Below are 10,582 nucleotides of genomic sequence, written 5' to 3'. Positions count from 1 at the left end.
TCGGCATTGCGAGTTTCATCGAGGTCACCAATCCCAGCGCGGCATTCTACGGCGTCGGTGGTGCGCGCATCTCGTCGCAGGACGGCGTCGCGGTGCGGCTCGACGCCCAGGGTTCGGTGATCTGCCAGACCAGCATCACCGAGCAGGGGCAGGGCTCGGAATCGCTGACCGCGCAGATCGTCGGCAGCGTGCTGGGGGTTTCGATGGCGCGCGTCCGCGTCATTCTCGGTGACACGGATAATACGCCCTATGGTGGCGGCACCTGGGCCTCGCGCGGGGCTGGAATCGGCGGTGAAGCCGCGCTTCAGGCCGCCAAGGTCCTGCGCCGCAATATTCTGGATGTCGCGGCCGCGATCCTGCAAGCCTCACCCGCTGAACTCGACATCGTCAACGATGCGATCGTGAACGCCGATGACGGTGCCGTGCGCATCGAGCTGCGCGAGCTCGCCCGTATCGTCTATTTCCGCCCCGATACCTTGCCGCCGGGCATTCAGCCCGAACTGATGGCGACGCGCCATTTCGTGCCCCGCGAATATCCGTTTGCCTTTACCAACGGCGTTCAGGCCGCATGGATCGAGGTCGACACCGACACCGGCTTTGTCAAGCTGCTGAGACATTGGGTGGTGGAGGATTGCGGCACCATCATCAATCCGCAACTGGTCGACGAGCAGATCCGGGGCGGCGTGGTGCAGGGCCTCGGTGCCGCGCTATTCGAGAAATGCATCTATGACGAGCGCGGTCAGCTGACCAACGCCAACATGGCCGATTATCTGGTGCCGATGTCCGGCGAAATGCCCGATATCGATATCGGGCATGTGGTATCGCCGACGCTGGAGACCGAACTGGGCGCCAAGGGCGCCGGCGAGGCCGGCACCGCGGGGGCCGCGGCGGCGGTGGCGAATGCGGTGAATGATGCACTCAAGCCGTTCGGGGCGATAATTACCGAGATTCCGCTGACGCCGCAGGTTATCCTGACGGCGCTTGGGCGAATTTGAGCGGTCGATGCCAACACAACCAAATACGATATAATTCAGGGGAGGAAGCCATGACCAAGAAGATCACCAAATCCGGATCGATTTCGCGGCGCCGTCTGCTGACGACGGTCAGCGGGGGCGCGGCACTCGCGGTCTCGCCGTTTCGCATCAATCTTTTGCAGGCGCAGGAAGCGGCCATCAAGATCGGCTTTCCGGTACCGCTGACCGGCCCCTACGGCGCCGAAGCCCAGGACCAGGTGCGCGCGGCGCAGGTCGCCATCGCCCAGTTCAACGACGACGGCGGCCTCAACGGCCGCAAGGCGGAGCTGGTGGTGCGCGACGACAAGCTCAATCCCGGCGAGGCGGCGACCCGCACCCTCGAACTGGTCGAAAAGGAAAAGGTGAATTTCGTCGTCGGCAGTCTCTCGGCTGCGGTTCAGCTTGCGATCAACAACGTCACCAAAGAGCGCGGCATCATTTTCAATTCGATCAGCCAGTCCGATGCGATCAACGAGGCCGCCGATTTCAGCAAATACACCTTCCACGAGGCCCTCAACCCGCATCTGACCTCGGGCGCGGTCGGCCGCTACGCGTTTTCGAAATTCGGCAAGAAGGTCGCGTTCCTCACCGCGGATTATGCCTACGGCCACGAGATGGTTCGCGGCTTCCTCGAAGTCGGCAAGGCCTACAACATCGAGAACCTCGGCGATATCCGTCATCCGCTGGGCACCTCCGATTTCTCGACGCTATTGCCGCGCATCCAGGCGCTGAAGCCGGATATTCTGTGCATCAGCAATTTCGGCCGCGACCAGCAGATCGTGCTGAAACAGGCCACCGATTTCGGCGTCAAGAAGACCACCCAGATCATTGCGCCCCTGCTTTCGCATGCAAGCCGGATCGCGGCGGGGCCACAGGCATTCGACGGCGTGATCGGCGGTTGCTCGTTCTACTGGGGCATCGAGGATCAATTCGCATCCACCAAGGCGTTCAACGATGCCTTCCGCAAGATGTATGACGGCAAGGTGCCGACCGATTACGGCGCGCTTGGCTATGGCGGCGTGCGGACGGTTCTCACCGCGGTCAAGAATGCCGGCAGCGTCGACACCGACAAGGTGATTTCCGCCCTTGAAGCGCTCAAATATGACTTCTACAAGGGGCCGCAATATTATCGCAAATGCGATCATCAGTCGGTGCAGTCGGTGCTGGTGATCCAGTCGAAATCGAAAGACATGAAGAACGAGTCCGATGTCTTCAGTGTCGTCAGCACCGACGAACCCAACGAGGCCAATCTGCGGTCCTGCGAAGCGCTCGGACACAAGGCCTGATGTCTTTTGGTTTGAGCATGATATTCGGGCAAACGCATTTGCGTTTGCCCGGATGCGTTAGAGGAAACACATGGCCGGTCTGAGCCTCGATCTCATCGCGCTGCAATTGTTCGCCGGCCTCGCGCTGGGTGCGATCTACGTGCTGTTCGCCATCGGCCTTTCCCTGATCTTTGGCATGCTGACCGTGGTCAATTTTGCCCACGGCGCCTTCTACATGGTCGGTGCCTATGTCGGGGTTTACATCCTGATGCTGGGTGGCAATTTCTGGATTTGCCTGGTCGCGGTGCCGCTGGCGGTCGGCCTGTTCGGTCTTCTCGTCGAGCGCTTCCTGATCCGTCCGCTTTATGGACGGGGGATCGATTATCCGCTGCTGCTGACGTTTGGACTGAGCTACGTGATGGTCGAACTGGTTCGCATCGCCTTCGGCAAGACCGGATATCCGTTCGACACCCCGGAGATCCTGCAAGGCGCCGTCAATATCGGGGTCGGCTATTTCCCGCTCTATCGTCTGTTCGTGATCGGCGCGACCGCGGCGGTGTTGCTGGCGCTGTGGCTGTTTCTGGAGAAGACCAGTTTTGGCCTGATCATCCGGGCGGGCGCGCGCGATCCGCAGATCGTGCGCGTGCTCGGCGTCGACGTTGCGCGGGTCTGGCTGATCGTTTTCGGCATCGGAACCGCGATCGCGGGTTTTGCGGGTTTGCTGGCGGCGCCGCTTCAGGGCGTCATTCCCGAAATGGGCGGGACCATTCTGGCCGAGGCCTTTGTCGTCACGGTGGTGGGCGGCATGGGCTCGATCGGGGGCGCGGTGCTGGCCGGTCTTCTGGTCGGCGTGGTCGTCAGCATGACCTCGCTGTTTGCGCCTGAGATGGCCAAGGTGTCGATCTTCGCGCTGATGGCGGTGGTTCTGATCGTCCGGCCGCAAGGGTTCTTCGGCCGCGCCGGGTTGATGAGTTGAGGGAAGAAATCCGGGCATGAACGAGATCACCCAGCCTATCCTGCGGGCGCAGGCGGCACCTATGAGCTGGTTTCAGTTCGCGACCGCGCATCGCGCCACGCGCCAGCCTTGCCAGCCTCGTCGTGCTGGTGTTTCCGCTGGTGATGCCGTTCACCGCGCTCGCGGTGAACATCCTGATCTACGGCCTGTTCGCGCTCGGCTTCAACCTGGTCTACGGCTACCTCGGCCTGTTGTCCTTTGGCCACGCCGCATTGTTCGGAACCGGCGCTTATTTCTGTGGCATCGCGATTGCGCATTTCGGCCTGCCATGGTTCGTGGCCATCGCACTTGGGGTTCTCGGCGGGTTGTTGATGGCGGCGTTGATCGGCGTGCTGGCGATCCGCACGCGGGGCATTTACTTCGCGATGGTGACGATGGCGCTGTCGCAATGCGTCTACTACCTGTTTTACCAGGCCGTCGACTGGACCGGCGGCGAGAACGGCCTGCGTGGCATCAATGTCCGTGTCATCGATATCTTCGGTCTCAAGCTGGATTTCATCCATCCACTGACGCGCTATTATGTGATCGCGGCCTTCGTGATCGCGGCCTTCTTCGTGCTGTCGCGAATCCTCGCCTCGCCCTTCGGGGCCGTGATCGAAGCGGTGCGGGAGAACGAGACCCGTGCCAGGGCTTCCGGCTATGACGTGACGGCGACGCGCCTGATCACATTCGTGCTGTCAGGCGGATTTTGCGGGCTGGCCGGCGCGCTGCAAGCCCTGCACCTCTCGATCGTGCCGATCGAAATCCTGCATTACGACACCTCAGGCGTTGTCGTGATGGTTGCGCTGCTCGGCGGGATGGGAACCTTCTTCGGACCGATGGTCGGTGCGGCGGCGTTTCTGCTGCTGGAAAATCTTGTCTCGCTTTGGACCGTGCATTGGCAGCTGATTGTCGGCGCCGTCTTCATGGTATGCGTGCTGTTCTTCCCGGCCGGCATCTGGGGCACGATCATTTCGCGGGGCAAGCCATGACGGCAGCCACCGCGTCATCGCAAGAGGTGATCCTGCGCACCAAGGGGGTGGGCAAGATGTTCGGCAAATTCGTGGCGCTGAACAATATCTCGGCCGAATTCACCAAGGGCGCGATCACCTCGATCATCGGCCCCAATGGTGCGGGCAAGAGCACCTATTTCAATCTGCTGTCCGGGGCGCTGGTGCCGTCGAGTGGCAGCGTGGAGTTCGAGGGCCGCGACGTCACGGGATTGCCGCAGCATCGTTTTGCCCATATGGGCGTCGCGAAGTCGTTCCAGATCACCAATGTGTTTCCGCAGCTGTCGACGCGCGAGAACATCCGCGTCGGGCTGCAGGCGCTGGTGTCGCGCTACGACATGTGGCGACCGCGCGCCAGGCTTCACGAATTGACCGAACAGGCCGATGAATTGCTGGCGCTGGTCGGATTATGGGAATCCCGTGAGCGAACCGCGAAGACGCTGGCGCATGGCGAGCAGCGCGCGCTGGAAATCGGCATGGCGCTGGCGAGCCGGCCGCGGCTGTTGCTGCTGGACGAGCCGACCGCGGGCATGAGCCCGGAGGAAACCCGCATCATGATGGATCTGATCGTGAAGCTTGCGGGCGAACGCACCGTCATCCTGGTCGAGCACAAGATGAAACTGGTGCTGGGGATCAGTAACCGCATTCTGGTGCTTCATCACGGTGAATTGCTGGCGGAAGGCACGCCGCTGGAGGTTCGCCGCAACGAGGCGGTGAAGCGGGTCTATCTTGGCCAGCGGGAGCACTGAGCCGATGTTGCAGATCAACAATCTCAACGCCTGGTACGGCGCCAGCCACGTGCTGCAGGACATCAATATCGAGGTTGCCAAGGGCGAGATCGTTTGCCTGATCGGCCGCAATGGCGCCGGCAAGACCACGACCCTGAAGTCGATCATGGGCCTGATGGAAAAAACCAGGGGGTCGGCGATCTTCAAGGGCAGGGATTTGCTGAGTGCGCCGGCGCATATGCGCTTTGCGCTCGGGCTCGCCTATGTGCCGGAAGAGCGGCGTATCGTGCAGGGGCTTTCGGTGCGGGAGAATCTGCGGCTTGGCCTGGTGGCATCTCCCGAAAAGAAGCGGGAAGTCGAGCTGATCCAGGGCATCGCCGAGATTTTCCCGCGGCTGGCCGAGCGTCTGGACCAGGAAGCCGTCACCATGTCCGGCGGCGAACAGCAGATGCTCGCGATCGCGCGCGCGATGATCGCCAAGCCGGATTTGATCATGCTCGATGAACCCTCGGAAGGCATCATGCCGGTCCTGGTCGACGAAATGTTCGAGCTGTTTCGCGCCATGAAGGCGCAGGGCACGACCGTGCTGCTGGTCGAGCAGAATGTGGAATTGGCGCTCGATATCGCCGACCGCGCCTATGTGCTGGATCAGGGCGCTGTGGTGCACCAGGCCGCCGCCAGCGAATTGTTGGCCGATAACGAGATCAAGGAGCGCTATTGCTCGGTGTGACCAAGGGTTTGCCGGTCCAGCGAGACCCAGGAGATGCCCTTCGACGAGTTCAGCCAGACCGTCGCGTCTTTTGAATCGATCTTCACTTCCATCAATTCTGCGGGGGCGTCTCCAACGATGGTGCGTGCGGCTTTTTTGGCCAATGCCGGCAAATCCGGAATGTCGCTGGGTTGCAGATCGAACGCAGGGCCACGATTCTCCTCGATCCGTCCCTCGGGCTCAGGGCCGGAGACCCAATACCATTCGCCCCAAAACACCTTCCAACGCCTGACGCGCCAGCTCTGTTCGAACACGCCAGAGACGTAATAGGTGTGGGCGCTGTGCTGGCGCGACCCCGGCGTCGTGCGCCAGGGCGACATGTCCGGGTCCATCGCCCAGACGGTCAACTCGCCTGGCTTGACGTTCACATTCCGCACCTGCATGCGCGGTCCCGCATGCCGCTTGACGGCTTCGAATGCGCGCTGGGCTTGCCCGGTTTCGAGCAGCGTAGCGGTCGGGCGCACACCGGCCAGACACGCGATCCCGAACAACAACGCGAAGATAAATAGGACGGTCAGGAATACGGTCAGCCGCGCGGTACCGGCGCCGACTTCCGCGGTCATGGCCCGATAACCCCGGCTCAGCGCGCTCATGCGAAGATTTCCCTCACGTGCGCCGAGGCCGGCGTTAGCATGCGCCACAAGGCGGATACTGCAGGGGAGGACAAGGAGGCAATGGAATCCATGGCCTCCAGCTGTCGTCGCACCCCGCCGTCGGGTTCAATCCGGACCTCAGGTCGCCCGGCGCACAAAGCCCGGAGTGAGCTCCTTGACCGAGCGCGCGCCGCATTGCTGCATGGCGGTGCGGGTTTCGGTCCGGACGATCTCGAGCACGCGCTCGACGCCTTCCTGGCCGAAGGCGCCCAGCCCCCAGAGATAAGGCCGGCCGATGCCGACCGCTTGCGCCCCCATCGCGAGCGCCTTGACGGCATCGGTGCCGCGGCGGAATCCGCTGTCGACGATCACGGGCATCCGTCCCTTCACCGCGGCGATGATCTCCGGCAGTGCGTCGATGGTGGAGCGGCCGTAGTCCTCGCCGCGCCCGCCGTGATTGGAGACGAGAATTCCGTCCAACCCGTTCTGCGCCGCGAGGTCCGCGTCCTCGGCGGTGACGATACCCTTGAGCATGATCTTCATGCGCGTGATATCGCGCATGCGTTTGACGGTGTCCCAGGACAAATTCGAGGATTCGCCGCCTCCGGTAATGCCGGAGAGATCGATGCCGTCGTAATTGTGCCGCCGGACCGAGCGTCCCGCAAAGCTGCTGCGGTCGTGACAATCCGCGCACTCGCGCGTATCAGTGCGCCGCAGCCGGAACATGGTCTCCTGGTTGCGGCCCGCGATACGGTCGACCGTCACCATCAGGACCGGACAACCGGCAGCCTCGGCCCGCTTGATCAGCGCCTGCGCCACTTCAAAGCGCGGCGAGGCGTAGAGCTGGAACCAGATCGGCGCGCCGCGCGCCTTGGTGACGTCTTCGACGGAATAGTTCGAAGATGTCGACAGAATTTGCAGATGATTACCGACCCGCGCGGCCTTGGCGACGGCTACCTCTCCGTCCGGGTGAAAGAACTGGTTGCCGCCGGTCGGGCACACGAAGATCGGTGAATCATATTTGGTGCCGAACAGCTCCACGCTGGTGTCGACCTTGGACACGTCGTTGAGGCGGTGCGGGTTGAGCTGGAATTTGAGGAACCCATCGCGGTTGGCGCGCAGCGTCACCTCGTCGTCAAGGCCGGAGGCCATGTAGCCGAAATGCGCTGGCGGCGTGTTCTGGCGGGCCACCGGCTCGAATTCGAAGACGTTGATCGCGTCCTTCGGGCTTTTGATGAGGTCGCCGCTGCCCGGCGGCGCCCATATCATCGGATCGGGCAGTTTGGACGGTGTTTCCGCGGCGTAAGCCGACAGCGCGCCCGATGCGGCCAGCGGACCGCCGGCGAGGTATTGCAGAAAACGACGGCGGCTGGTGGCGCGCACGATCGGTGTCGTCATTGGAATTTTCTCCCTGAACTGTTTTTCTTGTTCGGGGATGATAGCAGCCGGCGGGGTGGTCCGGAAGCCATGGACGGCGCCTGGTGTCGCAACGAATGCTGGCAGCGGTTTTTGGCAGCGGGGTTTGGCCGGCGCGACCCGCCCTCGGCTTGCTCTTAAAGGCGATCGACCGCCTTGAAGGTGCCGTCCGGCTGAATCACGGTCAGGAAAACCTTAGCCGGAGCGTCCCGCCGTTTTTGCCCGAACGTGATGACGTCGCCGCTGATGTCAAATTGGCCGACGTCGTTGATGAGCCGCAGCATATCCGCGCGCGTCGGGTTCGGTCCGGCAATTTCGAGCACGGCGGCGACGAGACGGCCCGAGAGATATCCCTCCAGCGAAATAAAATCCGGCCTCAGACCTGGATCGAGCGCCTTCTCGGCAGCCTGGTAATCGGCGACGACCTTCACCGACGCGTCCCATGGAAAAGGTACGACCTGGGAGACGATAACTCCCTGACCCTCGGGGCCGAGCTCTTTTGCCAGCGCATTGGCGCCGACGAAGGAGATGTTGACGAAGACCGGATTGAATCCGCTCTTGCGGGCGAGCTTGATGAATTCGGCGCACGGTCCATAGGTGCCGACCATGACCACGGCCTCCGGTTCGGCGCGCTTGAGCGTGCGCATGGCTGAACCGACCGCTTTGGTATTACGCTCGAACGTGCCTTCGGCCGTCAACTCCATGTCGCGTTTTTCCAGAGCAAGCTTGACGCCGGCCAGGCCGTCGCGACCGTAGGAATCGTCCTGATAGAAGATCGCGATGCTTTTGAGATGAAGATCCTCGGTCAGGTGCTTGATCCACGCCTCGGCCTCGGCGCCATAGCTGGCGCGAATATTGACGACGTTGTGCAGATCAGGCGCGCGGAGGAATCCAGCTCCGGTGAACGGACCGATGAACGGTACATTCTTGGCTTTCGCGATCGGAACGGTCGCGGTCGTCGTCGGCGTGCCGACGGCGCCGATCAACGCGAAAACCTTGTCCTCCTCGATCAGCTTGATGGTCTGAGCGGCCGAGCGATCGGGATCGTAACCATCGTCCCGGCTGATCAGCTCAAGTTTGCGGCCGTGTACGCCACCCCTGGCGTTGATCTCGGCGAAGGCTGCGAGAATGCCTTGCCGCATGCCCTGACCGAGCGCCGACGAGGGACCGTCGAGCGCGGCGGCCTGACCGAACAGAATAGTGCCGGAACTGACGCCGACCTCGTCGGCCGAGGCGCGAAGCGGACTAGCTGCCGCGAGCAGGATCGAAAGGCCGGTGAAGATCGTCGTTCGTAGTCGGTGCATCGCAATATTTCTGCAGGATCGAGAGGTGGTTCACTCGCGCCGCAAGATATCTCCACGTGATGAAGGTCTCGCTAATCTTTCGCGGCCTTTTGTTTGATGTCGCAATGGAACTGCGCGCGCCGTCCCCGTAAAGCTACGTGGATTGAATTTTATCCGTGGCGACGATCGTTAACTAAGGCCGTCAAACCGGGTGATAGTGGTCCTGATATTTGTGGGTTTTTTAACCCAAATCCACGTCCGATCTTTCCTATGCAGCGGACTGTTTTTGTGTGGCCGTTGCACTGGTCGGACGAAGGACGAAGATGAGCGATCGACACCTGGGCAGCAGTCGTCAGGGAGACATGATCGAACGGCGGCGAACCTCTGCGTTGCTCTACCGGCCGGCGCTGGTCGCAGCAGGTGTCGGCCTTTTGCTGTCGCTGGTCGCTACCTATGCGGTCGGACGGTGGGAGCAGCATGTCACCAGGCTCGAGTTCGAGAGTGTCGCAGCCACCGAATTGATCGAGATGCAGAACGGGGTCAACGAATATCTCAGCCGGCTGGTCACGCTGCGTACCCTGTTCGAATCGGCCAACGAGGACGTTACCCGCAGCGAGTTCGAGGTTTTCGGCGGCCGTCTGTTCGAGAATCATCCGGGGATCCTTCGCGTCGGCTGGGTGCCGAAGGTCAACCGGAAAGAGCGTGCCGACTATGAGGCCGCGGCCGTCAATGACGGCATCCCCGGTTATCGGATCAAAGCCCTCGCTGCGGATGGCAACCTCTCCCCGGCGCCTGAGCGCGATTTCTATTTCCCGGTCTTCTTTTCAACCGAGGCGAAAACCTCGATGGTTTACGGGCTGGATTATTCAACCGACCCGGTCCGGTGGGCCGCGCTGGAGCGCGCGCGGGATAATGACGCTGTCACCGTGCTGCCTACCAGACTGTATCATGATCTGAAGGGTGGCAGCCACGGCGTGATGGTTGGTGTGCCGGTCTATGTGAAGGGAACGTCACGCACCACGATCGCCGATCGGCGGCGCAATCTGGCCGGCTTCGTCGTCGGTATATTCGATCTGGCGCACTTGCTGCAGTCGGTTAGGACGGTGACGGCGGCGCCTTCCGCCATCGTCATCAATGCCTACGCGCCCGATCAGGCCAGCAGCGCCGGATCGCAATATCAACTTGTTCCGGATTATTCATCGGCGCAGACGGAGCAGTCGAGGCGAGCTTTCGCGAAGGAGCCGTGCTGGTCCGGGACGCTCAAGATCGGAGATTCCAGCTGGCAAGTGCAAGCTATTCCAGCCGCTCGCGGCCGACTGACCGCACGGTACGACCGCGCGCTGACGGTGCTCACGGCCGGAATTGTCATCACGGCATTCCTGGCCGTGTATCTCGGTCTCGCAAGCCGCAATTCGCGGCAGCTCGCACTGGCGAACCGGCGTGTTCTCGAGCTGGCGCAGACCGACATTCTGACCGGGCTTCCGAACCGGGCGTTTTTTCTGGAACAATTG

The 10,582-nt window shown here is 62.1% G+C and carries 10 protein-coding genes; 7 read left to right on the top strand and 3 right to left on the bottom strand.

Annotation, left to right across the window (positions count from 1 at the left end):
• The 6 genes from ABR948_RS26725 to ABR948_RS26700 form a co-directional block, all read left to right on the top strand.
• Positions 1-995 (top strand): molybdopterin cofactor-binding domain-containing protein (locus tag ABR948_RS26725; RefSeq protein WP_428123774.1); only part of this gene is annotated, 995 nt, incomplete at its 5' end.
• A 50-nt stretch (positions 996-1,045) separates the two neighbouring features.
• On the top strand, positions 1,046-2,299 hold the full coding sequence (locus ABR948_RS26720) for an ABC transporter substrate-binding protein (RefSeq protein ID WP_428123772.1): 1,254 nt from the start codon (positions 1,046-1,048) through the stop codon (positions 2,297-2,299).
• A 70-nt stretch (positions 2,300-2,369) separates the two neighbouring features.
• Complete coding sequence (locus ABR948_RS26715) at positions 2,370-3,254, top strand: branched-chain amino acid ABC transporter permease (RefSeq protein ID WP_428123769.1); 885 nt, start codon at positions 2,370-2,372, stop codon at positions 3,252-3,254.
• 122 nt (positions 3,255-3,376) lie between these two features.
• Positions 3,377-4,264 carry a branched-chain amino acid ABC transporter permease gene (locus ABR948_RS26710; protein ID WP_428123766.1) on the top strand — a complete coding sequence of 296 codons (888 nt, stop codon included), beginning with the start codon at positions 3,377-3,379 and terminating at the stop codon, positions 4,262-4,264.
• Positions 4,261-5,031 carry an ABC transporter ATP-binding protein gene (locus ABR948_RS26705; protein ID WP_428123763.1) on the top strand — a complete coding sequence of 257 codons (771 nt, stop codon included), beginning with the start codon at positions 4,261-4,263 and terminating at the stop codon, positions 5,029-5,031. The genes ABR948_RS26710 and ABR948_RS26705 overlap by 4 nt, the downstream gene beginning before the upstream one ends.
• Positions 5,032-5,035: 4 nt before the next feature.
• Entirely contained in the window at positions 5,036-5,740 is a 705-nt protein-coding gene (locus ABR948_RS26700) for an ABC transporter ATP-binding protein (protein ID WP_428123759.1), read from the top strand.
• On the opposite strand, the gene ABR948_RS26695 is transcribed toward ABR948_RS26700, so the two are convergent.
• From ABR948_RS26695 to ABR948_RS26685, 3 genes are all read right to left on the bottom strand, one after another.
• Positions 5,725-6,372, bottom strand: coding sequence for a hypothetical protein (locus ABR948_RS26695; RefSeq protein ID WP_428123756.1), 648 nt, complete (start codon positions 6,370-6,372; stop codon positions 5,725-5,727). The genes ABR948_RS26700 and ABR948_RS26695 overlap by 16 nt on opposite strands.
• 138 nt (positions 6,373-6,510) lie before the next feature.
• A complete protein-coding gene (locus ABR948_RS26690; protein ID WP_428123753.1) occupies positions 6,511-7,770 on the bottom strand; it encodes an alpha-hydroxy acid oxidase in 1,260 nt (419 codons plus the stop codon).
• 155 nt (positions 7,771-7,925) lie between these two features.
• The gene (locus tag ABR948_RS26685) at positions 7,926-9,092 is read right to left on the bottom strand and encodes an ABC transporter substrate-binding protein (RefSeq protein ID WP_428123750.1); all 1,167 of its coding nucleotides are present in this window, start codon (positions 9,090-9,092) and stop codon (positions 7,926-7,928) included.
• 302 nt (positions 9,093-9,394) lie between these two features.
• On the opposite strand from ABR948_RS26685, the gene ABR948_RS26680 reads away from it, so the two are divergent.
• On the top strand, positions 9,395-10,582 hold a 1,188-nt coding region (locus ABR948_RS26680; protein ID WP_428123748.1), incomplete at its 3' end, for a CHASE domain-containing protein.

Origin of the sequence: Bradyrhizobium sp., from assembly GCF_050014615.1 — a bacterium.
Lineage (GTDB): Bacteria > Pseudomonadota > Alphaproteobacteria > Rhizobiales > Xanthobacteraceae > Bradyrhizobium.
The sequence above is the reverse complement of the archived record's forward strand: the minus strand, read 5'-3'. Positions and strand labels throughout refer to the sequence as shown.

Excerpts from the sequence above, each read along its gene's own strand:
- ABR948_RS26705 (WP_428123763.1), top strand. The coding sequence starts at position 4,261 with ATGACGGCAGCCACCGCGTCATCGCAAGAGGTGATCCTGCGCACCAAG.
- ABR948_RS26690 (WP_428123753.1), bottom strand. The coding sequence starts at position 7,770 with ATGACGACACCGATCGTGCGCGCCACCAGCCGCCGTCGTTTTCTGCAA.
- ABR948_RS26720 (WP_428123772.1), top strand. The coding sequence starts at position 1,046 with ATGACCAAGAAGATCACCAAATCCGGATCGATTTCGCGGCGCCGTCTG.
- ABR948_RS26695 (WP_428123756.1), bottom strand. The coding sequence starts at position 6,372 with ATGAGCGCGCTGAGCCGGGGTTATCGGGCCATGACCGCGGAAGTCGGC.
- ABR948_RS26715 (WP_428123769.1), top strand. The coding sequence starts at position 2,370 with ATGGCCGGTCTGAGCCTCGATCTCATCGCGCTGCAATTGTTCGCCGGC.
- ABR948_RS26700 (WP_428123759.1), top strand. The coding sequence starts at position 5,036 with ATGTTGCAGATCAACAATCTCAACGCCTGGTACGGCGCCAGCCACGTG.
- ABR948_RS26685 (WP_428123750.1), bottom strand. The coding sequence starts at position 9,092 with ATGCACCGACTACGAACGACGATCTTCACCGGCCTTTCGATCCTGCTC.